The sequence below is a fragment of the Actinomadura sp. NPDC048021 genome (assembly GCF_040653135.1).
GTDB classification, from domain to species: domain Bacteria; phylum Actinomycetota; class Actinomycetes; order Streptosporangiales; family Streptosporangiaceae; genus Spirillospora; species Spirillospora verrucosospora.
The window spans coordinates 123,275-149,534 of record NZ_JBEZJQ010000006.1 but is presented as its reverse complement, the minus strand read 5'-3'; the positions used below and the strand labels follow the sequence as shown (position 1 = coordinate 149,534).

Sequence of the window (26,260 nt, the reverse complement as noted above, 5' to 3'; positions counted from 1 at the left end):
GGCGCTCTCCCGGTTCCTCGCTGTCAAGTAACCGAAAGGTTACTGCCCCCGGGCCGCCGCTCCGCGAGCGGTCCCGGTCAGATCGCGGATCCGCCGCGCACGGCCTCGCCGCGCGGGTCCGGCGAGGAGCCGCCGGACGGCCGGTGCCAGTCGAAGCACACCACGACGGCGTCGTCGGCCAGATCGGCGCCCTCGTGGAACTCGATGAGCTCGTCGATCACGGTCAGCGGGACCTCCGCCGCGGGCTGCAGCCGGCTCCGCCGGGTGGCCTGCTCCAGCGCGTGCGTTCCGTACTCGCCGGACGGGGCCCGCGCCGCGAAGACGCCGTCGCTGACGATGACCAGCCGGTCGCCGGGTTCGAGGGGGAAGCGCTGGGGCCGGTACTCGGTGTCGGGGAACATGCCGAGCGGCATCTGCTGCTCCAGCGGCACCGCCGTCACCTCGGCGCCGCGCAGCAGCAGGATCCTCGGGGACCCCGCGTCGATGACGTGCACGGTCCCGTCGGCGAGGTCGATCCGCATGACGAGGGTCTCGGTGAACTCCCGGCCGCCGTGCCGCACGTGCACCATGTCGTTGGCCAGGCTCGCCTGCTCGCCGAGGTCGGCGCCGGACCGGCGGGCGTTGCGCAGCGCGCCGACGGTCAGGGACGTCAGCAGGGCCGCGTTGATGCCCGTGCCCGAGCCGTTGGTCACGGTCAGCGCCAGATGGTCGTGCTCGACGGACCAGTCGAAGTTGTCGCCGCCGATCGAGTAGGCCGGCTCCAGATGGCCCGCCAGGCTGAACGAGTCGTCCGCGTGGGCGTGGCCGGGCAGGAGCTGCCACTGCAGTTCCGCGGCGAGGGTGAGGCGGTGCCGCCTCCTGGCCCGCTCGTACCGGTCGGTCCGGTTCCACGCGACCTTCAGCGCGCTGCCGACCAGCTCGCCGATCTCGGCCAGCTCGCCGACCTCGTCCGCGCTCCAGGGGCCGGACGAAGTGAGCTCCAGGACGCCGATCCGCTCGCCGCGCGCGCGGACCGGTATATAGGTCGCGGTCTCGGCGGCCTCGTCACCGTCCCCCTCGGGGGACGCGAGGACGCGGCCGGTGATGAACGCCCGCCCGGCAGGGCTCTGCCGGATCCCGATCGCCTCGACGCCCTCCTCGGCCGCCTCCTCGGCGGCCGCCACCTCGGCGTCCGGAACGGTCAGGGCCAAGCTGTCCGGGTGGGGCGTGGCCAGAAGCGGCGCGACCGGCATGAGGGCGCGCGAGTGGTAGTCGCAGACCAGGAGCCGGGCGGCGGAGACGGCGGGGTACTCCCGCGAGAGCGTCGCGGCCAGCACCTCGGGCAGTGCGTACGCCGGGGCGGCGCGCAGCGCCCGCTCGACCCTGGCCGTGCGCCTGCCCCCGCCTCCGCCGGGGCGTCCCTGCCCGACCCCGGCCTGGCGGCCGTGCTCATCCCTGGCCGGGCGGCCGTGCTCATCCCTGGCCGGGCGGCCGTGCTCATCCCTGGCCGGGCGGCCGTGCGTACTCATTGCGACCCCATCTCATCACTGCCTGCCGACGCGCCGGACGCGGCCGCGTCCCCCGCGCGGTCCGGTTCTGGGACGCCGGACCGCGGGAACGGCCGTGCCCCCCTCGACCGGCCGTCCAACCGCGGGAATGCGGCTCTGCCATCGGGTCCGCCGCGTCTCGGACGCAGGACCGCAGGGGAAGACTGCCAAAGAGTTTGCCGTATGGCAAATACTTGATATCGAGCCGCGGGAGAAGGGGTTCGCGCCGGGTCGGGCGGAGGGCGGTCAAGCCGTCCGGGACCCGGGCATCCCCCTCCCGCCGCGCTCGCCCCGCTCGCTCGCCTGGCCGAACTCGGTGAGCGCGTCGAGCAGCCGCCCGCGGGAGGCCGGCGACATCTGCGCCAGGACGTCCCGCACGGCCGCGCGGCGCCGCCGGACCAGCTCGGCGTGCAGGCGTTCGCCCTGGTCGGTCAGCCGCAGCACGATCTCGCGGCGGTCGACGCGGGCGGTCTCCCGCGCGATCAGCCCGGCCGCCTCCAGCCGGTCGCAGAGCCGGCTCGTGGACGAGGGGATCGCGCCGAGCTCCTCGGCGAGCCCGCCGAGGTTCGGCCGGCCGAACCGGGCGATCACCTCGACGGCGCGCAGCTGGATCGGCGAGATGGCGGGTTCGAGGCCCTGGTCGGCGCGGTTCCAGAGCAGCGCCGTCGAGCTCAGCACGCGTTCCACGGCGACGGCGACGTCGTCCGGGACGGCGCCGTGTCCTGCTCCCGCCTGCTCTTCGCCTGACGGCCGCGGTCGTCGCTGACTCACACCCCAGCCTTTCGCACGGAGTCCCCGCCGGCGGCATCTCACTCGCCCCCGGTGGCCCCGCCGCGCCGCCCCCGGTCTGGGCCGGGCGGTACGGTCGCGGGCGGTACCACGATAGAGGCTCGGACCGGCGCGATGCACGGCCGCGTCCGGTGCGGCCTGCGGCGGCGGGCGGAAACGCCCGGCGGCGCGCGGGTGCCGGCCGATGGCGACGGGGCGGTCCGCGACGGGCTCGACGGCCGCGCGACCCGCCCCGGCGAACCGGTGGACGGTGTCCGGTTCCGGACATCGAGGCGCCCGGCGCGCCGCGACGACCGGCGCGGATCCGAACCCCGCGGCGCCGGGGCGCGTACGAGAGGGTGGGCCCGGCGGGGCCCGGCCGACGCGACCGTGAACGGACAGGGATTCGTGAAGCCAGCGCGAGGTGACCGGATGGGTGACCGGGCGGCGAGCGCCGGGCTCCTGTCGCGGCTGCTGGAGGCGCTGGAGGACGACTGCGCGGTGTGCGGGGGGACGGGCAGCACCCCGAACGAGCAGTGGCTCGCCTGGCACCGCCGGGCCGGCGAGCTGATCGCGGTCGCCCAGGCCGCCCGCCGCGCCCACGAGTGGCGTCCCGTCCCGGGCGTCCCGCCCGTCGCCGCGCCCGAGCGCGTCGCGGCCGCCGAGCCCGCCATCGTGACCGCCGTGGAACGCGCCATCGACGATCACATGAGGGCCCGCCCGGACGAGCCGGAAGAGGAGCGCTGCACCGCGTGCCGGGGCCTCGGCAAGGAGCTCACCCCGGCCGGGCGGGAGTTCGCCGAGGTGCTGGCGCGGCACGGCTTCGTCCGCCGGGAGCGGGACTAGGGGGCGAGAAGGATCTCCAGCATGCGTTCCCGGGGGTCGGGGCCGGTCCCCGGCACGAGGTAGCCGCCGGCCCAGACCCGCAGCATCAGCTGCGCCCGCAGGAACGCCTCCTCCTCGTCGAACCCCAGGTCCTCCAGGCACGCGGCGATGTGCCCGAGCAGCGCCCGGTCGGCGTGCCGCACCGCCTCCTCCGCCGCGGGCTCGTCCTGGGCCCACAGCCGCATCGCCCGGTCGACCGGGGCGACCTCGCGGCCGAGCGCCTGGATGCGGCGCAGCCGCTCGCGCGGATCGGCGGTGCTGCCGAGCGCCAGCCCCAGGACCTCGTCGGTCCGCTCGTGCGCCCACCGGTCCAGCAGCGCCCGCATCAGCTCCGGGCGGTCGCGGAAGTGCCAGTAGAAGCTGCCCTTGGTGACGCCGAGCCGGGCCGCCAGCGTGGTGATCGCCACGCCGCGCTCGCCGGCGCGGGCCAGCTCCCCGTAGGCGGCCTCGATCCAGTCGCGCCGCGCCACCCTGGGCCGCGCCGCCCTCGTGCGGGCCGTCATCACACCTCCCGTCTCCGCCGCGCGGACGCCGTCACACCAGGGTCACCGGGCCGGGGTCCAGGCCCAGTTCGATCCTGCCGTAGAGGGCGTACGCCGCGTCCGGTTCGAACACCACGTGCCCGGAGATCGTATTCACGTCCCGCTGCGCCCGCTGGAAGGGCGAGCCGGTGAACTGCGCGCTCGCCCCGGCCGCCGAGCACAGGTCGTTGACGACCCGCCGCGCGGTCCCGGCGACATGCGCGGCCGCCAGCCGGGCCCCGGCGCGACACCGCAGGTCGCAGTTCCCCTCCGCCACGGCGCGGACGACGCCGCGCAGCGCGTCCTCCAGCAGCAGCCGGGCGGCGGCCAGGTCCGCGGTCGCCGACGCGAGCCGGATCTGCGCGCCGGTGGTCTCGCGCTGCCGCTCGCCGGAGTAGGCCGTCACCCGGCTCCGGGTCCTCTCGGCGAACCGGGCCAGCACGCCCTCGGCCACGCCGAGCACGGGCGCGGCGCCGGTCAGCGCGAACACGGGGACGAGCGGCGTCCGGTAGAGCGCCCCGGAGTGGACGAGGGACCCGGGCGAGCGCCCCTCCGCCAGGTCGGCGAGCGGCGCCGACCGGTGCTCCGGGACGAACACGTCCGCCACCTCGATGTCGTTGCTGCCGGTGCCCCGCATCCCGCTGGTGTGCCAGACGTCGTGGACGGCCACCTCCTCGCGCGGCAGCAGGAACAGCCGCGGCTCGATCGCGTCGCCCGCGGTGACCAGCGCCATGACCATGACGTGCCCGGCGTGCATCACCCCGCTGCCCCACGACCAGCGCCCGGTGACCCGGTGCCCGCCGTCCGCGGGGGCCCCCGTCCCGGTCGGCGCGAGGACGCACGGGATCAGCGCGTACGGCCGGTCCGCCCAGACCTCGGCCTGCGCCCGCTCCGGGAAGAGCCCGACCATCCAGTTGTGCAGCGTGTAGATGACCGACAGCCACCCGGTCGAGGCGCATCCGGCGCCCGCCTCCCGGCACGCCGCCGCCATCTCCTCGAACCCGCGCTCGGCCCCGCCGAACCGCTTCGGCACCAGCATCTCGAAGAGCCCGGTCGCGGCCAGGTCGGCGATGGTCTCGTCGGGCAGCCGCCGCGCCCGCTCGGCGGCCGGCGCGCGTTCGGCGAGCGTCGGCGCGAGGTCCCGCACGCGGCGCACGATCCCGTCTCCATACTCCATGGTACGGAACCATACCCATAGGTATGTTCCCGGGCGAGGCACCCCCTGTGTTCAGGCCGGGACGCTCACCCCGGCGGACGGCGACCGTGGGGTCAGTGGGGGGACAGGGTGGGGGTGAATTTGACGGGGAGGGCGGCGAGGCGGCGGACCCAGAAGGACGGGAGCCACAGGAGTTCGTCCGGTTTGACGGCGAGTTCGATGTCGGGCAGGCGGTCGAGCAGGACCTCGACCGCGGTCCTGGCGACGACCTCGGCCAGTTCAGGAGCGGGGTAGGGGCATCCGTGGTCGCCGTGGCCGAACGACAGGTGGGCGCGGTTGCCCGCGCCGGCGCCCTGCGCGGGCGGCTGGACCTGGGGGTCGGCGTTCGCCGCGGCCCAGCCGAGGATCAGCATGTCGCCCGGACGGATCTTGCGGCCGGCCAGCTCGCAGGAGCGCACGGCGAAGCGGCCGATGTTGTTCTGGGACGGCGTGTCCTCCCACAGCACCTGGTTGAGGGCCTGCGTGACGCTGCCGCGGCCGCCCTGGAGGGTCACGGCGAACTGGTCGTCCACCAGCATCAGCCGCAGCGTGTTGCCGATCCAGTGGCCGGTGGGCAGCGTCCCGGCGCTGAGCATGGGGATCAGGTCGCTGATCAGCTCGTCGACGGTGTAGCCGGCGGGGTGCTGGAGGAGGCGGGAGGTGACGTCCGGGCCGGGGTGCGCCCTGCGGGTCTCGGCCAGCCGGCGCATGGTCTCCTGGAGCCGCTGGTAGGCCGCGACGGCGGTCTCGTCGGAGCCCGCCACGGCCTGGATGTCGCGGATCATGTCCGGCACCTCGGCGTCGGGGACGCCGAAGATCCCGACCATCACCATCGGGGGGAGCCGGTCGGCGAACTGGGTGCCGAGGTCGGCCTCGCCGTCCCCGGCGAACTCGTCGATCAGGTGGTCGGCGACGCGCTCGCTGATGCCCGCAAGCTCGGTGCGGTCGACGGCGTCCAGCGCGTCGCTGATCGCCGCGCTGCGCCGGTGGTGCTCCTCGCCCTCGGCGAGCATCACCGAGGGGTTCCAGCCGACGAACGGCAGCAGCGACCAGTTCTCGGGGACCATGTCCCAGGCGTTCCACCGGCGGGTGTCGCGGGCGAACAGCCCGGGGTTGCCGGTGACGTGGTTGACCTCCCGGTACCCGATCACGTACCAGGCGGGGATGTCGCCTTCGAGCAGGACGGGCACCACGGGGCCGTGCTCGCGCCGCATCCGCTCGAAGAAGTCCTTCGGCCGCTGGTCGAACTCCTCCCCGTACAGGCGGACGGCGTTCTCGTCGGCGGGCGGCCGGACGGTCTCGTCGGTCACTGCGCGGCCTCCTGGAGCGTGGCGGGATCGTGGAGGGTGGTGAGGTGCCGGACGAGTGTGATCAGCACGCTCTTGGAGGATTCGCGCTGCCGGGCGTCGCAGTCGACCAGGGGGACGTCCGCGGGGAGCGACAGCGCGTCGCGGACCAGGTCCAGCGAGGGCCGCGGCTCGGGGCCCTCGAACCGGTTGACCGCCACCACGAACGGCATCTTGTGGTGCTCCAGCCGGTCGAGCGGGTAGAAGGACTCCTCCAGGCGGCGCGTGTCCACCAGCACCACCGCGCCCAGGCTGCCCGAGAACAGCTGGTCCCAGATGAACCAGAACCGCTGCTGGCCAGGGGCGCCGAACAGGTAGAGCACGCGGTGGGCGTCCAGGGAGATCCGGCCGAAGTCGAAGGCGACCGTGGTGGTCCGCTTGTCGGCGACGGCGCTCGGGTCGTCGATGCCGACGCCGGCCTTCGTCATGACCTCCTCGGTGCTCAGCGGGCGGATCTCGGAGATCGAGCCGACCATGGTGGTCTTCCCTACGCCGAACCCGCCCACGATCACGATCTTCAGCGCGTCCCGGACGCTGCTGCGCAGCGGGACGCCGCCCGCGGGCGCGGTCGCGGGCTCCGGTGCGCGGTCAGAGGGCTTTGAGTCCATCGAGCACCTCCTTCAGGGTGTCCAGGTCGGCCAGGTGGGTGGTCGCGGTGGCCGAGGTCGGATGGCGGACGGTGATGTGGCCGGTGTCGCGCAGGTCGAGCAGAAGGATCTTCACGACGCTCACCGGCAGCCGCAGATGGGAGGACAGCTCGACCACGGCCACCGGCTCGTTCCGGCACAGCCGCAGGATCGCGACGTGCTCGGACTGCATGCCCGGCGCCGGGTCGTTCTCCGCGACGACCAGCGTGACGAGATCGAGGTCCGCGTCCCCGGCCCGGCTGCGGCCACCGGTCACGGTGTAGAGCCGGTCCGGATCGTCGAGGTCCAGGGGGCGCGGTTTCATCTCGAAACGGAGGTGCGCGGAGCCGCGGTCAGGTAGCCGCCGATCTGCTCCACCAGTTCGTTCATGTTGTGCCCGACCAGGCCGACGTCGGCGTCGTCGCGGGCCACGACGGCCAGGTGCGCCCCCTCGCCCGCCGGGATGATCAGCAGGAGCCCGCCCGCGAACTCCACCATCGACTGGCCGGCGCCGACGCCCCGACCGAACTCGTGGGAGGCGGTCATGGACAGGCTCTGGATGCCCGAGGCGATGGCCGCGAGCTGGTCGGCCCGGTCGTCGTCGAGGCCGGGCGTGTGGCAGATCTTCAGACCGTCCCTGGACAGCACCAGGACGTGCTGGACGCCGGGCGTCCGTTCCGCGAGGGACGTCAGAAGCCAGTCGAGTCGGCGCTCATCGGTGCTCATCGAGATCACGGGGCTGCGTCCGCCGCAGACGCGGGCCCCTGCCTCCTATCTGTCGATCCTGCGGTCCGGACGAGGCCGCCGGGACCGGTCGGCCGGCGGCCGTCCGCGGGACGGCGCGCCGGGCCATGCGCCCTACTGATCGGGGACTCCGGTGGACGGGTCCTCCTGGTCGGCGCCGGTCTCGGCGCCGCCGGTCGTTCGGTGGCTCCCCGAGGTGGACGCGCGGAACGCGGCGAACCGCGCCCCGGGGTCGCGGGGGAGGGGAGGCGGGGCCGCCTGCGGCTCCACCATGTCGGTGAGGGTGGCGCCGCGGCGGCGCTTGGGCAGGTACGCCGCCGGGTCCGAGCCGTCCGCCGCGGGCGCCGCGGGCGCCGCCACGGCGGCCAGGGCCGGGGCGGGTTCGCGGGCGGGCCGGGTGGCGCGCGCGCCGGTGCTCCTGGGCGCGCTGCGGATGGACTCCGCCAGGGTTCCCGCGCCGGCGGCGCCGACGGAGTGGGTGACGAGCTGGCGCGGGATCAGCACGACGACGCCGACGCCGCCGCGCGAGGACGGCCGGAAGTTGACGCGCAGGCCGTGCTTGCCCGCCAGCCGCCCGACCACCGCGAGGCCCAGCCGGGTGCCGGGCAGCGACGTCAGGTCGGCGGCGTCGGAGACCAGCCGCTCGGCGCGCTCCCGCTCGCGCTGGCGCATCCCGAGCCCGCTGTCCTCGATCGTGATGACGATCCCGGCGTCCTCCTCCTCCGCGTAGACGTGCACGGCCGAGCCGTGCGGGGAGAAGTTGGCCGCGTTGTCCATCAGCTCGGCCAGCGCGTGCATGACGCCCTCGGCGGCGAAGCCGGCGATGGCGGCGGTGCTGGTCGAGTGGTACTGGACGCGCTGGTAGGAGGCGATCCGCCCCATGGCGCCGCGGATGACGCTCTCCAGCACGATGGGCTTGGTCCAGCGACGCCCCGAGCGCCCGCCGCTGAGCAGCGCGATGCTGTCGGCGAGGCGCCCCATCTGGGAGACGTGGTGGTCGAGGTCGAGCAGGTCGCCGAAGACGTCGTCCTCGCTGTAGCGGTCCTCCAGCTCCCGGAGCTGGGCGAGCATGCGGGTCGTCTGCGCCTGGATCCGCGCCGCCGCGGCGGCGGAGGCCGCCATGGCCGCCGCCCGGGTGCGCTCCCCGGCGGCCACGTCGTCGGCGAGCGCGCGCAGGAGCCGGTCGAGCGCGGCGTGCGCGGGCGCCGGGAACTCGGCCAGCACGGACGCGGCCGAGGCGCGGTCGCCGCGGATCCGCTCGATGAGGACGGGCAGCGTCGAGTCGGCGAGCCGGTCGACCTCCTCCTCCAGGGCGGCCAGCTCGGCCTCGGCCCGGGACGCGTGCCGCTCGCTCGCGGCGACGCCCTCCGCGACCAGGCGCACCAGGCGGCCCAGCAGGTGGTTCGGGACGGCCTGCAGTTCGGTCAGGGTCTCGTCCGGCGAGGCTCCGGCGTGGAGCCGCTCGATCAGCGCCGGGAGGGGACCGTCGACCAGCTCGTGGAGCCGGCGCTCCAGGAGGTCGCTCTCGCCCTCGACCCGGGCCAGCCGGGCGCGGGCGGCTCGCGCGCACTCGGCGTAGTAGGCCGCGGTCCCGGCGAGGAGGCTCACCAGGAGCGTCCCCGCGCCGCCGCCCACGGCGACGACGGTCCGCGAGCCCTGGTCCACGGCCAGAAGTGCTCCGAGCCAGGCGCCGCCGCCGACGATCGCCACGATCAGCCAGACCCAGAAGGCGCGTTCCAGCGCGGCGCGCTCGGTGGGTGCTCGATCCGCTCCCGTTGCCATCCCTCTCGTCCCTGTGAGCGTCGGTGACTGGTGTGCAGGACTCCTCGACCCACTGCACGGTGGTCATATCGGTATAAGGCGTGACAAGGATGCACCAAAATGCCGGGGGCACACAGGTGATCACAGAAAATGGTCGTTCCGTCCCGGTCCGGCGGCCTCGGCCGCCGGACCGGGACGGGCCGTCAGGGCCGGACGGGGCCGAGGGCGACCGGCAGGCTGAGCGGGCCGACGGTGAAGAACGACGGCGAGTAGGGGACGTCGTCCGGGTCGACGGCGAGGGAGAGCTCCGGCAGCCGCCGGTACAGAGCGGCGAGCGCCAGCCGGCCCTCCAGCCGGGCCAGCGACGCGCCGATGCAGTACCGGGGGCCGTGGCCGAACACGAGGCGGGAGTTCTGCTCCCGGGTGATGTCGAAGCGGTCGGCGTCCTCGCCGTGCTCGGCCGGGTCGAGGCCGCTCGCCTGGTAGACGACGCCGACGGCCTGGCCCTTGGGGATCCGCACCCCGGCGATCGTCACGTCCTCCGCGGTGAAGCGGAAGCTGGTCATCATGACCGAGTGGCGGTAGCGCAGGGTCTCCTCGACCACGTCGTCCCAGCGGTCGCCGGCCTTGGCCAGTTCGAGCTGGTCGGGGTTCTGGGACAGCGCGATGATGGCGTGCCCGAGGAGGTGGACGGTGGTCTCGTGGCCGGCGATCAGCATCAGCCACAGCACGCCGACCAGCTCGTCGGTGGTGAGCTTGTCGCCCTCGTCGCCGGCCTGGACCAGGCCGGTGGTGAGGTCGTCGCCGGGAGTCCGGCGCTTGTTCTCCACCAGCTGGTGCAGATAGGCCTGAAGGGCGTTCTGCGTCGCGAACGCCTTTTCCGGCGGAGTGGTGTGCGCCAGAAGCGCGGCGGTCCACTCGCGCACGCGGGGCCGGTCCTCGGTGGGGACACCGAACAATTCGCAGATCACCCAGATGGGCAGTGCCTCGGTGAAGGCGGGAACGATGTCGACGACGTCCCCCGCGGTCACCACGTCGTCGAGCAGGCCCTCCACGATCTGCCGGACGCGCGGCTCCAGCGCCTTCACCCGCGCGGGCGTGAACGCCTTGCCGACCAGGCCGCGCAGCCGCCGGTGGTCGGCGCCGTCCTTGGTGGACAGGTGACCGCCCTCGACGATGGCGCGCAGCGGCCAGTCCTCGGGGATCGACCCGTCGTGCAGCGCGGGCCAGTGCTCCGGCTCCCGCAGGAAGGTCCGGTTGTCCCCGGCGAGGATCTCCCGGACGGCGTCGTGGGTCAGCGCCAGGTAGGCGGGCACGCCGCCGGGGAACTCCACCTCGACCACGGGAGCGATCTCCCGCAGCCGCAGGCACGTGTCGAGCGGGCTCTCGTCCGCGGCGGGAAAGGGAGGAAGGGGGCTCGTCGTCATTCTGTCCCATTCGGAGATGAGGTAAGTGACAGAGGGCCCATCCTTTCCCCCATGATCACCTCGCGGCAAGATATTCACGAATTAGGTGTTATTTCGATCGTGTGGTACTCGCGCCGCGGAGGGGGGCGGAGCGGCGCCGGGGGACGCGGGGGCCGCGCACGCGGCGGGCGCTCCGACGGGCCGCGTCAACCCGGCTGACCCGTGTGTTAACAAACCATCCGAACGTGTTACCTTGTGTGGCGCCCGGCCTCCGCGACAGCCCGTCGCGCGCGCCGGCCACGGGAGGTTCCGGATGGTCGAGCAGGGCGGAGGCGCGCGGGGACCGGAGCGGCGCCGGCAGGACATCGCCGACATCGTCCTGTCCGCCGGCTCGGTCTCGGCCGCCGGGCTCGCCGAGCGCTTCGGCGTCAGCCTCATGACGATCCACCGCGACCTCGACGAGCTCGCACGCCAGGGCGTCGTCCGCAAGCACCGCGGCGGGGTGACCGCGCAGCCGTCCGGAGTGTTCGAGAGCAGCGTCGCCTACCGGATGAAGTCGATGCGGCCCGCGAAGGACGCCGTCGCCGCCCTGGCCGTCGAGATGATCGAGCCGGGCATGGCGGTCATGCTGGACGACTCCACCACGGCGCTGGCGCTGGCGCGCAGGCTGGCCGGCGTGGCCCCCCTGACGGTCGTCACCAACTTCCTCCAGGCCGTCAACCTGCTGTCCGCCGAGCGCGACATCCGGCTGATGGCGCTCGGCGGCGACTACGACCCGCTGCACGACTCGTTCCTCGGCGTCTCGTGCGTGGACGCGATCGAGGCGCTCAACGTGGACCTGTGCTTCGTGTCGACCTCCGCGGTGTCCGGCGGGTTCGCCTACCACCAGGAGCAGCGCATCGTCTCGGTGAAGCGCGCGATGCTCGGCGCGGCGGCCCGCAGCGTGCTGCTGATCGACCATTCCAAGCTCAGCCGGGTGGCGCTGCACCGGGTGGCGCCGCTGTCGGCGTTCGACCGCGTCATCGTCGACGACGGCGCCGGGGCCGACGCGCTGCGCGAGCTCGACGAGCACAAGGTGGCCTACGAGCTGGCGACCGCCTGACGGCGGTCCCCCCGGTCACGGGCGCCGGCGAGTCCCTCGGACGCGCCGGCGACGGCGTTCCCCCCACCGGTTTGGTACGGCCGAAATCGACCGGATCCTGCACCTTGACACCCTGTTCGGCACCCTCCTACTCTCAAGCTCACATTTTTTAACGTTAACTTCACAGCCCACCTTGTTGGGATTGCGATCGGAGTGGGTGAGTGACGGGTTCCCTGGGCCGAGGTCTCGCGCCGTACGGCCTCCGCTGCGACCACCGGGCGGAGCCGCTCGGGGTCGACGAGCCCGCGCCGCTTCTGTCGTGGCGGCTGGCCTCCGGCCGGCGCGGCGACGCGCCCGCCGGTTTCCAGGTCCGGGTCCACGCCGACGACGGCGCCCGGGTCTGGGACACCGGCGCCGTGGCCGACCCGTCCGCCGTCTCCGTCCGCTACCGCGGCCCCGCCCTGCGGCCCCGCACCCGCTACCGCTGGACGGTCACGGTCACCGACGCGGCCGGCGCCTCCTCGCGGGAGGAGTCCTGGTTCGAGACCGGGATGCTGAGCCCGTCCGCGTGGTCGGCCGCCTGGATCACGCACGACCCGTCCGTCCAGGACGTCGTGGACGCGCCCGAGGAGGGCGAGCTCGCCCTCGCCGACCACGGCCTCCAGCCCGCCGTCCGGCTGCGGAAGGCGTTCGAGTCCGCCGCCGCGCCGGTCGCCGCGCGCCTCTACGTCACCGCCCGCGGCGTCTACGAGATGCGCCTCAACGGCGCGCGGGTCGGGGACGCCGAGCTCGCCCCCGGCTGGACGGACTACCGGGACCGCGTCGACTACCAGGTCCACGATGTCACCGACCTGGTCCGGACGGGCGCCAACATGCTGGCCGCCACGGTCGCGGACGGCTGGTGGAGCGGGTTCGTCGGCTTCGACGAGCGCCGCTCGGGCGCGCATTACGGAACGTTCCCGCAACTGCTGGCCGAGCTGCACCTCGTGCACGCCGACGGGACCACCGACGTGATCGCGACCGGCGGCGACTGGCAGAGCGCGCGGTCGCCCGTCCGGTACGCCGACCTGCTCATGGGGGAGTGCCACGACCTGCGCCGCGAGACCCCGGGCTGGGACCTGCCCGCCGGCGACCGCGACCGCGCGGGATGGCTTCCCGCCTGGGTCGCCGCCACCGACCGGAGCAGGCTCACCGCCACGGTCGCGCCGCCGGTCCGCGCCGTCCGCGAGCTGCCGGCGCGGTCGGTCGCCCGCATCGCCGGCGACCGGTTCCTGGTCGACTTCGGGCAGAACTTCGCCGGACGCGTCCGGCTCACCGCCCGCGGCCTGACCCCGGGCGACCGGGTGGTCGTCAGGCACGGCGAGGCCCTGGACGAGGCGGGCGCGCTCTACACCGCCAACCTGCGCACCGCCGACGCGACGGACGTGCTGATCGCGGGCGAGGACGCCGAGGCCGTCTTCGAGCCGCGCTTCACCTACCATGGCTTCCGGTACGCCGAGGTGACCGGCCTGGGCGCGCTCGACGCGGCCGACGTCACCGGTGTGGTGCTGCACAGCGACACGCCCTGGGCGGGGGAGTTCACCTGCTCCGACCCGGACGTCGACCGCCTCCACCAGGCGATCTCCTGGGGGCAGCGCTCCAACTTCGTCAGCGTCCCCACCGACTGCCCGCAGCGCGACGAGCGGCTCGGCTGGCTGGCCGACGCGCAGGTCTTCCTGCCGACCGCGTGCCTCAACGCCGACGTCGCCGCGTTCTTCGACGGCTGGCTGCGCGAGGTGCGCGGCGCCCAGTCGCCGGATGGCGCGTTCGGCAACGTGGCGCCGAGGATCGCGGGCGTGGCCGACGAGGGCGCGCCCGGCTGGGGCGACGCGGGCGTCCTCGTCCCCTGGCACCTCTACCGCGTGTACGGGGACGAGCGCTTCCTTGAGCGCAACCTCGACGCCATGTGCGCCTGGGTCGACCACGTCCACCGGCACAACCCCGACCTGGTGTGGACCCGCCGCACCGGCCCGCACTTCGCCGACTGGCTCGCGCCCGCCCCCACCCCGCGCGACGTCCTCGCCACCGCCTACTTCGCCCGCAGCGCCGCGCTGACGGCGCGCGCCGCCGAGATCCTCGGCGCGGACGAGGCCGCGGCCCGGTACGGCGCGCTCGCGGCCCACGTCCGCAAGACGTTCGCCGAGCGGTTCACGTCGCCGGACGGGCGGGTCGCCGGCGACACCCAGACCGCCTACCTGCTGGCCCTGGCGTTCGAGCTGCTCCCCGGCGAGCTCGTGCCGGGCGCGGTGCGCCGCCTCGCCGAACTCGTCGAGGAGGCCGGGCCCGGCCTCACCACCGGGTTCCTCGGCGTGGGGCTGATCGCGCCGGTCCTCGACGCGCACGGCCGCGCCGACCTCGCGCACGCCCTGCTGCGCCGCACCGACCCGCCGTCCTGGCTGTTCCCGCTGCGGCACGGCGCGACCACCGTATGGGAGCGCTGGGACGGCTACACCGCCGAGCGCGGGTTCCAGGCCGCGGCGATGAACTCCTTCAACCACTACGCGCTCGGCTCGGTCGGCGAGTGGCTCTACCGGGGTGTCGCCGGCCTCGACCAGGCGCCCGGCTCGGCCGGCTACCGCGACCTGCTGATCCGGCCGAGGCCCGGCGGGCTCACGGCGGCGAGCGCCCGCTACGAGTCGGTGCGCGGCGCCGTCTCCACCGCCTGGACCCGCCGCGACGGCGTGTTCGAACTGCGGGTGGCGGTGCCGCCGGGCGCGACCGCCACCGTCCACATCCCCACCGACGACCCGGACGGTGTGCGCGAGAGCGGGATCCCGGTGGCGGACGCCCCCGGGGTCTCGGTCGCCGGAACGGCGCGGGGGGAGCTCCGCTGCCGGACCGGCTCGGGGGACTACCGCTTCACGGCGGCCCTTCAATGACGTCCGTCCCCGCGAGGGACGGCCGCGGCCGGGACCGCCGCCACCCCGGCGGTCCGCGCCGCGAACGCGAGGAGGAAAGATGACATCGTCGTTCCAGAACGCGGCCCTCAGCCGCCGAGGATTCCTGCGGATGACCGGAGGAGTCGCGGCCGCGGCCGCGCTGCCGGCGGGACTGGCCGCCTGCGGGGGGTCGTCCGGCGGCTCGGGGACCCTGCGCCTGGTGGGCGTCGCCGACCAGCAGAAGGCGCTCGACCTGCTCACCAAGGCCTACACCGGCGCCAAGTTCAGCACCTCGTTCGCACCCACCGACCAGGTGCAGACGTCGGTGCGCACCCAGCTCGGCGCGGGCAACGCCCCCGACCTGCACGTCGTCTACCCGGGCAACGGCAGCGCCATGAGCATGGCGCAGATCGCCCAGGCCGGGCTGCTCGCCGACCTGAGCGGCCAGGCGTGGACGAAGAAGATCCCGGCGAGCCTGAAGCCGGCGTTCCAGAAGGACGGCAAGACCTTCATCTATTCCGCCGGGTCGAGCGTCATCGGCGCCATCTACAACACGAAGGTCTTCGAGAAGGCCGGAGTGGAACCGCCGAAGACCTGGAGCGAGTTCCTCGACGTCTGCGAGAAGCTCAAGAAGAAGGGCACGGTCCCGATCGCGCTCGGCGCGCAGACCCCCTGGGTCACGCAGCTGATCACCTACGCGCTGGTGCCGTCCACCGTGTACGCCAAGAACCCGCAGTTCGACAGCCAGATGCAGGCGGGGTCGGCGTCCTTCGCCCAGTCCGGCTGGGTGCAGGCCCTCGAGATGTACCTGGACCTGCAGAAGCGCGGGTACTTCAACGACAACCCCAACGGCACGACCTTCGAGCAGCAGACGTCCATGGTCGCCACCGGCAAGGCCGCCATGGCGATCCAGGTCTCGGCCGTCCTGCCCGACTTCCGCAAGGCCGCCGCGAACGCCGCCGACCTGTCGATGTTCCCGGTGCCGGGCGCGGACGACGCGGCCCAGGTGCGGATCCCCGCCGGGGTCGTCGTGGGGCTCGGCGTCAGCGCCCGCAGCAAGAACAAGGAGGCCGCCGAGAAGTTCGTCGAGTTCCTCGGCGAGCAGCAGAACATCAACCGCTGGGCCGAGGCCGTCGCCTGCGTCCCGCTCGTCCGCGACTCCTCCTCCAAGATCGACCCGGTCCTGGAGCCGTTCCTGCCGTACCTGGACGGCGACAAGGCCGACCCGTTCATGGACCAGGCGTGGCCGAACGCCGAGGTGCAGCCCGCCCACTTCGCGCTGGTGCAGGAGCTGCTCGCGGGCAAGACGACGGTGGCCGCGGGCCTGGCCAAGCTGGACGAGACCTACCGGAAGAAGTAGCCGTGCCCCCGACCGCACGTCCGGCACCGGCCGCCTCGGCGGCCGGTGCCGCGGGACCTCCCGAGAGCGCGGCGCGCCTCCCGGCGCCGCCCCGCCGCCGCCGGCGCGGCGGCTTCCTGACCCCGCCGTGGTGGTTCGCCGCGCCCGCCCTGCTGGTGTACGCGCTGATCGTCCTGTATCCGAGCGCCAGCGGGATCGTCTACGCCTTCACCGACTGGAACGGCATCGGCGACCGGTCGTTCGTCGGCGTCGACAACTTCGGCCGCCTGCTGCGGGACGACGCCGCGCGCGGGTCGCTGGTCAACACGCTGCTGCTGACGGTCGCGATCGTGGTCGTCCAGAACGGCATCGGGCTGCTGCTCGCGCTGGGCGTGCACACGCGCATCCGGTCGCGCGCGGTGCTGCGGGTCGTCTTCTTCGCGCCCGCGGTCGTCAGCCCCGTGATGGTCGCGTTCCTGTGGAAGTACGTCTACAACCCGGCGCCGGACGCGGGGCTCAACGGGATCCTCGGCGCGGTGGGGCTCGGCTCCCTGCGTCAGGACTGGCTCGGCGACCCCTCGCTCGCGCTGTGGTCGGTGGCCGGCATGGTGATCTGGCAGTTCTCCGGATACTCGATGGTCATCTTCCTGGCCGGGCTGGAGGGCGTGCCCGCGGAGCTGCACGAGGCCGCGATGATCGACGGCGCCGGGCGGTTCCAGCGGTTCCGCAGCGTCACCTGGCCGCTGCTCGCGCCCGCCGTCACGATCAACGTCATGCTGTCGACCATCGGCGGGCTCAAGCTGTTCGACCAGGTCTACGCGGCCACGAGCGGCGGGCCCGGCCACGCCAGCGAGACGCTGTCGACCGTCCTGTACAAGCAGGCGTTCGTGTTCGGCAACTACGGTTACAGCACGGCGATCGCGCTGGTCCTGGCGCTGTTCGTCGCCGCGGTCTCGCTGATCCAGATCCGGTACCTGCGCGGTCGGGAGGTGGCATGAGCCTGCGTTACGGACTGCGCACGTTCGCCCTGGAAGTCGTGATGATCGCGGTCGCGCTGGCGTTCCTGTTCCCGGTGTACGCGCTCATCACGCTGTCGCTGAAGGACAAGCAGCAGATCGCCTCGGCGCCGCTGGCGCCGCCGTCGTCGCCGACGTTCGGCAACTACTCCGACGCCTGGTCGCGGGCCTCGCTCGGCTCGGCGCTGGTGAACAGCACGGTGATCACGGTGGTGAGCCTGGTGGCGCTCATCGCGATCGGGGCGTTCGCAGCCTACTTCCTGGCCCGCTGCGCCACGCGGCTCGGTTTCACGCTGTACGTGCTGTTCCTGCTCGGCATCGTGCTGCCGTTCCAGCTCGGCATGATCCCGCTGTTCAAGCTCGCCGACTCGGCGGGCCTGCTCGGCACCTACCAAGGGATGATCATCTTCTACACCGGCATCCAGCTGCCGTTCACGATCTTCCTGTACACGGGGTTCATCCGGGCGCTGCCGGGCGACTACGCCAACGCGGCGCTGATCGACGGCGCGGGCCACCTGCAGGCCTTCACCCGGGTCGTGTTCCCGCTGCTGCGGCCGATCACCGGCACGGTGCTGATCCTCAACGCCGTGTTCATCTGGAACGACTTCTTCACACCGCTGCTGTACCTGGGCGGATCGGCGCGCGAGACGGTGCCGGTGCGGGTCTTCGCCTTCGTGGGCCAGTACGTCTCGGACTACGGCCTGGTCTTCGCCGGCCTGGTCCTCGCCGCCCTCCCGATCATCGTGATCTTCCTGGTGCTGCAGAGGTATGTGATCAAGGGGTTTGCGAGCGGGCTCAAGGGATGAGCGGAGCGAACCGGGGGGTGTGGGGGGTCGCCCCCCACAGGGAGCAGGGATGAGCGGAGCGAACCGGGGGGTGTGGGGGGTCGCCCCCCACAGGGAGCAGGGCATGAGAATTTCGGGGCGGTTGGGGGAGGTGCTGGACGTGCCGCCGCGGGCGTTCTCGCCCGCGCCCATCTGGTGGTGGAGCGGGGAGCGGCTCGACCGGCGGCGGCTGCGCGACCAGCTCGAACGGTTCGCCGAGGGCGGCGTCCACAACCTGGTCGTGCTGAACCTGGCGCCGTCCGGTCCGATGTTCGGCTCGGACGCCGACGATCCGCCGTTCTTCTCCACCGAGTGGTGGGACCTGCTGGACGCGGTCTGCGAGGACGCCGCCGAGCTGGGCGTGTCCCTGTGGTTCTACGACCAGCTCGGGTTCTCCGGCGCCGACCTGCAGGCCTGCCTGGTGCGCGACGTCCCGGAGTACGCGGGGCGCTGGCTCCGGCCGGACGGGACGGCGGACGTGCGCGGCTTCGACTACCTGTCGGCGGAGGCGTGCGCGGCGCTCCTCGACCGCGTGCACGGCGAGTTCGCGCGGCGGTTGGGGCACCGGCTCGGCAAGGTGATCGTGGGGTCGTTCCAGGACGAGCTGCCGTCGTTGCCGACCTGGTCGGAGGGGTTCGCCGGCGAGTTCGCGCGGCGCCGCGGCTACGACCTGGGACCGCACCTCGCGGCGCTGTGGGGGAGCGGCGGCGAGGACGCCTTCCGGATCCGCCGCGACTACCATCTCACCCGCGCCGAGCTGGCCGAGGACGCGTTCTTCCGGCCGCTGGCCGAATGGCACGAGCGGTACGGGCTGCTGCACGGCTGCGACCAGCAGGACCCGGCGCGGGCCGGGCTTCCCGTGGACGGGGTCAGGCTGTACGCCGACTACGCGCGCACGCACCGCTGGTTCGGCGCTCCCGGGTCCGACCACCACGGCGACGCCCGCGTCCACTCGTCGCTCGCGCACCTGTACGGCCGGGACCGGACCTGGATCGAGGCGTTCCATTCCAGCGGCTGGGGCGGGACGCTGGAGGAGACCTTCGACTGGCTGCTGCCGTGGCTGCGCTCTGGGGCGACCCTCTACAACCCGCATGCCGTCTACTACACGACCAAGGCGGGCTGGTGGGAGTGGGCGCCGCCGTCCACCGACTGGCGTCAGCCCTACTGGCGGCACCACCGTGTCTTCGCGGACGCCGTCGCCAGGCTCTGCGCCGCCCTCTCTCTGGGGCGGCACGTGTGCGACGTGGCCGTGCTGTTCCCGACCGCGACCGCGCAGGCCGGGACGCGGCTCGACGGCGTGGACCCGGACGCCGTGCTGGCGCAGGAGACCTACCGGGAACTGGTCGGCGACATGGCCTGGTTCCGGATGGTGCCCGGCGTGCTCGACCAGCTGGGGATCGACGCCGACGTGGTGGACGACGACTCCGTGCAGCGTGCCAGGGTCGCCGAAGGACGGCTGGACGTCGCGGACGAGTCGTACGGCGTCGTCCTCCTCCCGTCCTGCGCGGTACTGGAAGGGGAGACGGCCCGCAGGCTCACCGCGTTCGCCGAGGACGGCGGCCGTGTCGTCGCGGTTGGCGCGCCGCCTCGTCGCGGGGTCGGCGACCCGGGCGCGGACGAGGCGGTGGCCGGGCTCCGCGCCGTGCTGGAGGTCGTGCCGGACACCGGAGCTCTCGGCGCCGTGCTCGCCGGCGTCCGCCGGGTGGACGCGCCGGTGCCCGCCCTCGTCCGGGAGGTCGACGGCACCACGCTGGTGTTCCTGACGGCCGCGCCGTCGATGGCCAGCCGCGTGTCGGTGGGGCGGCCCGACGAGCGCGGGGCCGACCTCGGCTGGCTCGACGTGACCTACGACTTCGATCCCGGCCGGTACCTGCGGGACATGCGGGTGCGGGTCCGGGGCGTGCGCGGCCCGGCGTTCCTCGCGAGCCCGTTCGGGGGTCCGCCGCGCCGGCTGGAGACGCGCGCGGTGGACGGGACGTCCGTCGAGATCGTCGTCCCGTTCGACGACGGGCCCGCCGCGCTGCTCCTCTTCCCCGGCGGCGAGGATGTCGCGGCGCCGGATCCGGCCCCCGCGAGGCAGCAGACCCTCCTCGACCTCGGCACGTCCTGGACGATGGACCTGGTTCCGACGCTCGACAACGCCTGGGGCGATTTCGCCAGACCCGCCGGTCAGGACGTTCTCCTGGAACGCTGGACCATGAGTCACCGACCGGAGGCGGAGCCGGCGTGGTCCGAGGCGCACGCGACGTTCGGCCCGCACGGTGTCTGGTCCAGGGAGAGCGAGGGGCGATGGCGGCCCTCGGTGTACTCCGACTCCCGCGGCATCCGCAAGGACACCTTGCACCGCGCCTTCCTCGGCCCCAAGGGACACGTGCCTGAGGAGTTCCTCGACTTCGGGGAGGTGCGGTCCGGGGACGCGGTCGTGTTCCGGACCCGCCTGACCGTGCCCGGTGACGGCGGCTTCGTGGCCGTCGGCGCCGCGGCCGCCAAGACGCTGCGAGTGGACGGCGCCGCCGTCCCCCTGGCCGACCGGGGCCATCTGGCGATCGCCGAGGTGCCGGTCCCCGCCGGTGAGCATGACGTCGAGGTCCGGCTGGTCCCCGACGAGGACGTCCGGCTGCGGGCCCACCTCGCCGTCGTCACCGACCGCGAGCGCTACCGGCGGCCGGAGTGGATCACGGCGGCGGGCCCCGCGCGGCCGGGAGCCGAGATCGCGCTCCGCGTCCCGCTCCCGGAGTCGGCCGACGGCGCGACGATCCAGGTGGCCTCGGCCGCGCCCTGCCGCGTCCTCGTCGACGGCGAGGAGGTCGGCCGCCAGGGGGGATTCGACCCGTACGCCGAGCAGGAGGTCCCGCGCGTCGGCCGCTACCGCGTGGCGGGCGGCGACCTGGCCCTGGTCCTCACCGAAGGCGGCCCGCCTCCCGAGGTCCTCGTGGACGGACCCGTCGTGTCCGGCGCCAGCTGGACCGCGACGCGCGACGGCGCCCCGGTGCCCGTCGCGGCGCGGCGCGCGCAGTACGGCGACCCGGCGTCCCTGCACCTGCGGCGGCGGCCTCATCCGCTGCCCGGCGCGGCATGGCTTGAGGACGACCGGGAGACGGGCGTCGTCCTCCCGGCGACGCTCGCGATGCCGGACGCGGCACCGCGGGTGGAGAGGCTGCGTTTCGCCGTCCCGCCCGGGGCGACGGGTATGGCCGTCGACGTCCGCGGTGAACTGCTGGAAGCGACTCTGGACGGGGAGCCTTTGTCCCCGGCCCCCGAGATGGCGCTGCCGGGCCCGGAGGCTCCATCCGGCCGGACGGCGGAGCTGCGGATTCGCACCCTCCCCGGTCACCGGGCGGGCGCGGCGCTCGCGGGGCCGGTGCGTTTCACCGTGGGTCGCGGAACCATCGGGCTGGGCGACTGGGAGGACGCGGGACTCGCCGGCTACAGCGGCGCCGTCCGCTACCGGCGCTCGTTCCGCCTCACCATGCCCGCGGGCGCGGTCACGCTCGACCTCGGACGGGTGCGCGGCACCGCCGAAGTCACCGTCAACGGCGACCCGGCCGGGGTGCGCATCTGCGCCCCGTACCGCTTCGACATCGGAGCGGCCCTGCGCGAAGGCGACAACGAGATCGAGATCCTCGTCTGCGGAACCCTCGCGCCCTACCTCGACGAGGTCAGCCCCACGCATTTCGTCTTTCAGGGCCAGCGAGTCTCGGGCCTCTTCGGCCCCGTCCGACTGCTCGTGGAGGCCCCGGCCGCCGGCGGGCGCTGACCGAACGGGACGGTAGCGCCGCGCGGCGGCCGGGGCCCGCGTCACCTCACGAACTGGCGCGGAACGGCGGTCGCCTGCGTGCCCGAGGCCACGGCCGGGGCGGGCGTGACCCAGACCGGCGCCGGGTCAGGGTTCTTGGCGCAGGTGCGGTCTACCAGGCCGCGGTCCGGCGGCACCTTTCCGCCGCGGAGATAGTCGACCAGGAGGTCGTCGAGGCATGTGTTGCCCGCGAACGTGATGGCGTGGCTGCCGCCGCCCCTCTCCACGACGAGGCGTGCGCTCGGCAGGGCCCGCGCCATGTCGAGGCCGCCTTCGTACGGTGTCGCCGGGTCGTCCGTCGCCTGGAACAGCAGCAGGGGCGGCAGTCCCTTCCCGGTGATCCTGGGCCGGTGCCCCGCCTTGACGGGCCAGGTCAGGCAGCCCGCGTTGAACCACATGTTGTTGTAGGTGTAGAAGGGCGCCTTCTCGTTGACCTTCGCCTGGTCCTTGCGCCAGTACCGGAAGTCGCGCGGCCACTTGCTGTCGCTGCACATCACGGCGTTGTAGAGGTCGAAGGAGTCGTCCGCCGGGTCCGGCGCCGCGTAGCGCTCGTACGCGGTGACGAGGGGCGCGGTGTCGCCCGAGTTGGTGTACGCGGCCAGCACCGTCGCGAGCCGGGGCCACCGGAGGACGTCGTAGCCGCCCGCGACCTGCGTGTCGTCGAACTCGTCGGGCCCGATCCGGCCGACGGGGTGCTCGCGCAGGCGGGTGCGCATGGCGTACCACTTGGCCTCGACCCCGGCGGGGTCGGTGCCGAGGTGGTAGACGCCGTCGGCCTTGGCGACCCACGCGGTGAACGCCTTGAACCGCTTCTCGTGCTGCAGGTCCTGGAGGACGTTGTGGTCGTACCAGGAGACGGACGGCCCGACGATGCTGTCCAGGACGAAGCGGCGGACGTGCCCCGGGTAGAACTGGGCGTACGTCGAGCCGAGCGTGGTGCCGTACGACCATCCGAAGAAGTTGATCTTCTCGGCGCCGAGCGCCCGGCGGATCGACTCCATGTCCCGGACGTGGTCGACCGTCGACAGGTGCGGCAGAAGCCGGGAGTGCTTCTCGGTGCAGTTCGCGACGTAGCCCGCCGCCTTCGCCAGCCACGCCTCCGTGGTGCCCTGGTCGACCTGGAAGTCGGGCCGCGGGCCGTCGAAGTAGTGCGGGTCGCAGGACATGCGCGGCTCGCTGTGCTGGGAACCGCGCAGGTCGAAGCCGATCCAGTCGTAGGAGGCGGCGACGTCGGGCGGCAGCCTGGAGGGGATCCAGCTCGCCATCCACAGCCCGCTGATTCCGGGCCCGCCCGGGTTGAGCAGCATCGGCCCCTGCCGCTCGCCCGGGGGCGCGGTGGCCGGGAGCCGGTTCAGCGCGATCCTGACCGTGCGCCCGTCCGGGCGGGCGTGGTCGAGGGGCACCTCCAGCATCGCGCACTGCAGGGCCGGGGTCGCGGCGTCGCCGCAGGGCTTCCAGTCCAGGCGCGGCGGGTCCCCGGCCGCCGCGGTCGCCGGCGGCCCGGCCAGCGCGGTCGCCGGCGGTGGCCCGGCCAGCGCCGCGGCCGCCAGCATCCCGCCGCACGCGACGAGCGCGGCGCCCGCGCGTGTCCTGCTCCGTCGTCTCACAGACACCTCCAGAGTGGTTGTGACATTGCAGTGTACAATTTCACCTTTCTTTCGTCATTGTCCGGAAACGGCGTCGGGGGCGTCTCGCGGCCGGAAAGGGGGCGCCACCTCGGCGAATTCCTTTCCCGCGTTTCGGGGGGGATCCGTCCGGGAGATCCATAACCCAGATCGATGGCGCGGCGTATGACCACGGGTCGTTTCCGCGCCACAAACTGCGGGCGCACGCTTCCCCGACCCTCCGGACCTTGGACCCCGGAGCCCTGCGACTCCGTCCGGCGCGCCTGCCGGACGCCCGCCCCATGGAGGAAGACCCCCCGTGAGAAACAGACGCAGATCGACCCGCTGCCTGCTGGCGTCAATGGCGGTGGCCCTCGGGACGACGTTCCTCGTCCCGCCCGCGAACGCCGCTCCGAAACCCCCTCCCGCCAGCGTCCGCCCCGACGGCGGCGACGCGCGCCACGTCCAGAAGGCGCCGCTGCCCGCCAAGGACCGGCCGCCGCTCTCCGCCGACAAGAACGACCTGAAGAGCAGCCCCGACCAGCCGAAGAAGCCGGCGGAGCACAAGCGCCCTTCCATGAAGGCCGCCCCGAAGACGAGCGCCAAGGCCGCCGCGGCCGCGTGCAGCGCGAGTGACTTCACGAGCCGTTCCGGAAGCGCGCTCGTCCAGCAGATCAAGTCGTCCACGACCGACTGCGTCAACTCGCTGTTCAGCCTCACCGGCACCGACGCGTACTACGCGTTCCGGGAGTCGCAGATGGCGAGCGTCGCGTACGGGCTGCGCGACAACGGGCTCTCCTACCCGGGCGACAACACCACCGGCACGGCCCAGCTGGTCCTCTACCTGCGGGCCGGCTACTACGTCCACTGGTACAACCCGTCGACCGTGGGGACCTACGGCCCCACGCTGAAGACGGCGATCCAGTCCGGTCTGGACGCCTTCTTCGGCAACTCCCGGTCGTCGACGGTCAGCGACGCCAACGGCGAGGTCCTCGCCGAGGCGGTCACGCTGATCGACAGCGCGGAGGAGAACGCCCGCTACCTCTACGTGGTCAAGCGGCTGCTGACCGGCTACAACAGCTCCTACGACGCGTCCTGGTGGATGCTCAACGCGGTGAACAACGTCTACACGGTGCTGTTCCGCGGCCACCAGGTCCCCGAGTTCGTCTCGGCGGTCCAGGCCGACCAGAGCGTGCTCGACACGCTCAACTCCTTCGCCTCGGGCCACCTCTCCCTGCTCGGGACCGACCGCAGCTACCTGACGTCCAACGCGGGCCGCGAGCTGACCCGCTTCGTGCAGCACACCGCGATGCAGGCGAAGGTCAGGCCGCTGGCCAAGGGGCTGCTCGGGCAGAGCGCCATGACCGGGAAGACCGCGCCGCTGTGGGTCGGCGTCGCCGAGATGACCGACTACTACGACAAGGCGAACTGCTCCTACTACGGCACCTGCGACCTGGCGCAGCGGCTCGCCGCGAACGTCCTCACCATCAACCACACCTGCAGTCCGAGCATCAAGATCCGGGCGCAGGACATGACGGCCGCCCAGCTCTCCGACAGCTGCGCCAGCCTCCAGAACCAGGACGCCTACTTCCACGGCCTGGTGAAGGACGGGAACCGGCCCGTCGCGAACGACAACAACACCACGATCGAGGTCTGCGTCTTCGATTCGAGCACCGACTACCAGACCTACGCCGGCGCGATGTTCGGCATCGACACCAACAACGGCGGCATGTACCTGGAGGGCGACCCGGCCGCCGCGGGCAACCAGCCGCGGTTCATCGCCTACGAGGCCGAATGGGTGCGCCCGGCGTTCCAGATCTGGAACCTCAACCACGAGTACACGCACTACCTCGACGGCCGCTTCGACATGTACGGCGACTTCAACGCCGGCGTCACCACCCCCACGATCTGGTGGATCGAGGGTTTCGCCGAGTACGTCTCCTACTCCTACCGCAAGGAGGTCTACGACGCGGCGATCACCGAGGCGGCGCGGAACACCTACGCGCTCAGCACGCTGTTCGACACCACCTACAGCCATGACACGACCCGCATCTACCGCTGGGGCTACCTCGCGGTGCGGTACATGTTCGAGAAGCACCCGGGCGACGTCTCGACCGTCCTCGGCTACTACCGGACCGGCAACTGGAACGCCGCCCGGACGTTCCTGACCAGCACGATCGGCACCCGCTACGACAGCGACTGGTGGACGTGGCTCGCCGCGTGCGCGTCGGGCGCGTGCGCTGGCGGCGGGGGCGGCGGCAACCAGGCGCCGGCCGCGCGGTTCTCCGCCTCGGCGAACGGCCTGGCGGTCTCCTTCACCGACCAGTCCACCGACTCCGACGGCACCATCGCCTCCCGGCGGTGGGACTTCGGCGACGGCGCCACCTCGACGTCGGCCAACCCGTCCCACACCTACGGCGCGGACGGCACCTACACCGTCACCCTCACCGTCACCGACGACAAGGGCGCCACCGGCACCGCGACCAAGCAGCTGGCGGTGTCGGCCGGAGGCGGCGGCGGGACGACCGAGTGCACCGGGACGGACACCCGCCAGCTCGGGCAGAACTGCCAGCGGAGCAACCTGTCGGCCACCCAGGGCAACCTGGCCTACCTGTACCTGTACGTGCCGGCCGGCACGCGGTCGATCAAGATCACGTCATCGGGCGGCACCGGCGACGCGGACCTGTACTACAGCCCCACCAGCTGGGCCACGTCGACGTCCTACACCCAGAGGTCCGTCAACGCCGGCAACGGCGAGACCCTGACCATCACCAACCCGCCCGCGGGCTACAACTACATCAGCCTCTACGGCAAGCAGGCGTTCAGCGGAGTGACGGTGAAGTCCGAGTACTGATCCCCCCACCCCGAGAACCGATCGCCGGGGCCGGACCGCGAGGTCCGCCC

19 protein-coding genes are annotated in these 26,260 nt (G+C 73.2%); 8 read left to right on the top strand and 11 right to left on the bottom strand.

Annotated features, from left to right (window positions below; genetic code table 11):
- Positions 1-77: 77 nt before the first annotated feature.
- The gene (locus AB0C87_RS12450) at positions 78-1,508 is read right to left on the bottom strand and encodes a SpoIIE family protein phosphatase (RefSeq protein ID WP_360577426.1); all 1,431 of its coding nucleotides are present in this window, start codon (positions 1,506-1,508) and stop codon (positions 78-80) included.
- Positions 1,509-1,772: 264 nt separating this feature from the next.
- A complete protein-coding gene (locus tag AB0C87_RS12445; protein WP_345175664.1) occupies positions 1,773-2,297 on the bottom strand; it encodes a MarR family transcriptional regulator in 525 nt (174 codons plus the stop codon).
- Positions 2,298-2,726: 429 nt separating this feature from the next.
- On the opposite strand from AB0C87_RS12445, the gene AB0C87_RS12440 reads away from it, so the two are divergent.
- On the top strand, positions 2,727-3,140 hold the full coding sequence (locus AB0C87_RS12440; RefSeq protein WP_360577424.1) for a hypothetical protein: 414 nt from the start codon (positions 2,727-2,729) through the stop codon (positions 3,138-3,140).
- Here AB0C87_RS12440 and AB0C87_RS12435 read toward each other — a convergent pair.
- The 8 genes from AB0C87_RS12435 to AB0C87_RS12400 form a co-directional block, all read right to left on the bottom strand.
- A complete protein-coding gene (locus AB0C87_RS12435; protein WP_345175660.1) occupies positions 3,137-3,682 on the bottom strand; it encodes a TetR/AcrR family transcriptional regulator in 546 nt (181 codons plus the stop codon). The two genes, AB0C87_RS12440 and AB0C87_RS12435, sit on opposite strands and share 4 nt — an antisense overlap.
- A gap of 31 nt (positions 3,683-3,713) precedes the next feature.
- Positions 3,714-4,877, bottom strand: coding sequence for an acyl-CoA dehydrogenase family protein (locus tag AB0C87_RS12430; protein WP_360577422.1), 1,164 nt, complete (start codon positions 4,875-4,877; stop codon positions 3,714-3,716).
- A 92-nt stretch (positions 4,878-4,969) separates the two neighbouring features.
- Positions 4,970-6,205: a cytochrome P450 gene (locus AB0C87_RS12425; protein ID WP_345175656.1), complete on the bottom strand. Its 1,236-nt coding sequence runs from the start codon at positions 6,203-6,205 to the stop codon at positions 4,970-4,972.
- Positions 6,202-6,849 carry an ATP/GTP-binding protein gene (locus AB0C87_RS12420; protein ID WP_345175653.1) on the bottom strand — a complete coding sequence of 216 codons (648 nt, stop codon included), beginning with the start codon at positions 6,847-6,849 and terminating at the stop codon, positions 6,202-6,204. The genes AB0C87_RS12425 and AB0C87_RS12420 overlap by 4 nt, the downstream gene beginning before the upstream one ends.
- Entirely contained in the window at positions 6,830-7,192 is a 363-nt protein-coding gene (locus tag AB0C87_RS12415; RefSeq protein ID WP_345175651.1) for a DUF742 domain-containing protein, read from the bottom strand. The genes AB0C87_RS12420 and AB0C87_RS12415 overlap by 20 nt, the downstream gene beginning before the upstream one ends.
- Entirely contained in the window at positions 7,189-7,593 is a 405-nt protein-coding gene (locus tag AB0C87_RS12410) for a roadblock/LC7 domain-containing protein (RefSeq protein WP_345175650.1), read from the bottom strand. Before AB0C87_RS12410 ends, AB0C87_RS12415 begins: the two co-directional genes overlap by 4 nt.
- Positions 7,594-7,725: 132 nt before the next feature.
- The gene (locus AB0C87_RS12405) at positions 7,726-9,393 is read right to left on the bottom strand and encodes an ATP-binding protein (RefSeq protein WP_360577419.1); all 1,668 of its coding nucleotides are present in this window, start codon (positions 9,391-9,393) and stop codon (positions 7,726-7,728) included.
- A gap of 182 nt (positions 9,394-9,575) precedes the next feature.
- A complete protein-coding gene (locus AB0C87_RS12400) occupies positions 9,576-10,799 on the bottom strand; it encodes a cytochrome P450 (RefSeq protein WP_360577417.1) in 1,224 nt (407 codons plus the stop codon).
- A 292-nt stretch (positions 10,800-11,091) separates the two neighbouring features.
- Here AB0C87_RS12400 and AB0C87_RS12395 point away from each other — a divergent pair, with 292 nt between their 5' ends.
- From AB0C87_RS12395 to AB0C87_RS12370, 6 genes are all read left to right on the top strand, one after another.
- A complete protein-coding gene (locus tag AB0C87_RS12395) occupies positions 11,092-11,880 on the top strand; it encodes a DeoR/GlpR family DNA-binding transcription regulator (RefSeq protein ID WP_345175645.1) in 789 nt (262 codons plus the stop codon).
- Between the two features lie 200 nt (positions 11,881-12,080).
- Complete coding sequence (locus AB0C87_RS12390) at positions 12,081-14,777, top strand: family 78 glycoside hydrolase catalytic domain (protein WP_360577415.1); 2,697 nt, start codon at positions 12,081-12,083, stop codon at positions 14,775-14,777.
- A gap of 79 nt (positions 14,778-14,856) precedes the next feature.
- Complete coding sequence (locus AB0C87_RS12385) at positions 14,857-16,137, top strand: extracellular solute-binding protein (RefSeq protein WP_345175643.1); 1,281 nt, start codon at positions 14,857-14,859, stop codon at positions 16,135-16,137.
- Positions 16,138-16,139: 2 nt separating this feature from the next.
- Entirely contained in the window at positions 16,140-17,114 is a 975-nt protein-coding gene (locus tag AB0C87_RS12380; RefSeq protein WP_345175642.1) for a sugar ABC transporter permease, read from the top strand.
- The gene (locus tag AB0C87_RS12375) at positions 17,111-17,938 is read left to right on the top strand and encodes an ABC transporter permease subunit (RefSeq protein ID WP_353835173.1); all 828 of its coding nucleotides are present in this window, start codon (positions 17,111-17,113) and stop codon (positions 17,936-17,938) included. Before AB0C87_RS12380 ends, AB0C87_RS12375 begins: the two co-directional genes overlap by 4 nt.
- A 103-nt stretch (positions 17,939-18,041) precedes the next feature.
- A complete protein-coding gene (locus tag AB0C87_RS12370) occupies positions 18,042-21,713 on the top strand; it encodes a glycosyl hydrolase (protein WP_360577413.1) in 3,672 nt (1,223 codons plus the stop codon).
- Between the two features lie 41 nt (positions 21,714-21,754).
- On the opposite strand, the gene AB0C87_RS12365 is transcribed toward AB0C87_RS12370, so the two are convergent.
- Complete coding sequence (locus AB0C87_RS12365; protein ID WP_360577411.1) at positions 21,755-23,359, bottom strand: alpha/beta hydrolase; 1,605 nt, start codon at positions 23,357-23,359, stop codon at positions 21,755-21,757.
- A 316-nt stretch (positions 23,360-23,675) separates the two neighbouring features.
- On the opposite strand from AB0C87_RS12365, the gene AB0C87_RS12360 reads away from it, so the two are divergent.
- On the top strand, positions 23,676-26,210 hold the full coding sequence (locus tag AB0C87_RS12360; protein WP_345180990.1) for a collagenase: 2,535 nt from the start codon (positions 23,676-23,678) through the stop codon (positions 26,208-26,210).
- The last annotated feature ends 50 nt before the right edge of the window (positions 26,211-26,260 follow it).

What these genes read in the sequence shown, in the direction of transcription:
- AB0C87_RS12420 (WP_345175653.1), bottom strand. Translation starts at nt 6,849, where the DNA reads ATGGACTCAAAGCCCTCTGACCGCGCACCGGAGCCCGCGACCGCGCCC.
- AB0C87_RS12400 (WP_360577417.1), bottom strand. Translation starts at nt 10,799, where the DNA reads ATGACGACGAGCCCCCTTCCTCCCTTTCCCGCCGCGGACGAGAGCCCG.
- AB0C87_RS12370 (WP_360577413.1), top strand. Translation starts at nt 18,042, where the DNA reads ATGAGAATTTCGGGGCGGTTGGGGGAGGTGCTGGACGTGCCGCCGCGG.
- AB0C87_RS12405 (WP_360577419.1), bottom strand. Translation starts at nt 9,393, where the DNA reads ATGGCAACGGGAGCGGATCGAGCACCCACCGAGCGCGCCGCGCTGGAA.
- AB0C87_RS12375 (WP_353835173.1), top strand. Translation starts at nt 17,111, where the DNA reads ATGAGCCTGCGTTACGGACTGCGCACGTTCGCCCTGGAAGTCGTGATG.
- AB0C87_RS12430 (WP_360577422.1), bottom strand. Translation starts at nt 4,877, where the DNA reads ATGGAGTATGGAGACGGGATCGTGCGCCGCGTGCGGGACCTCGCGCCG.
- AB0C87_RS12415 (WP_345175651.1), bottom strand. Translation starts at nt 7,192, where the DNA reads ATGAAACCGCGCCCCCTGGACCTCGACGATCCGGACCGGCTCTACACC.
- AB0C87_RS12410 (WP_345175650.1), bottom strand. Translation starts at nt 7,593, where the DNA reads ATGAGCACCGATGAGCGCCGACTCGACTGGCTTCTGACGTCCCTCGCG.
- AB0C87_RS12440 (WP_360577424.1), top strand. Translation starts at nt 2,727, where the DNA reads ATGGGTGACCGGGCGGCGAGCGCCGGGCTCCTGTCGCGGCTGCTGGAG.
- AB0C87_RS12385 (WP_345175643.1), top strand. Translation starts at nt 14,857, where the DNA reads ATGACATCGTCGTTCCAGAACGCGGCCCTCAGCCGCCGAGGATTCCTG.
- AB0C87_RS12395 (WP_345175645.1), top strand. Translation starts at nt 11,092, where the DNA reads ATGGTCGAGCAGGGCGGAGGCGCGCGGGGACCGGAGCGGCGCCGGCAG.
- AB0C87_RS12450 (WP_360577426.1), bottom strand. Translation starts at nt 1,508, where the DNA reads ATGAGTACGCACGGCCGCCCGGCCAGGGATGAGCACGGCCGCCCGGCC.
- AB0C87_RS12435 (WP_345175660.1), bottom strand. Translation starts at nt 3,682, where the DNA reads ATGACGGCCCGCACGAGGGCGGCGCGGCCCAGGGTGGCGCGGCGCGAC.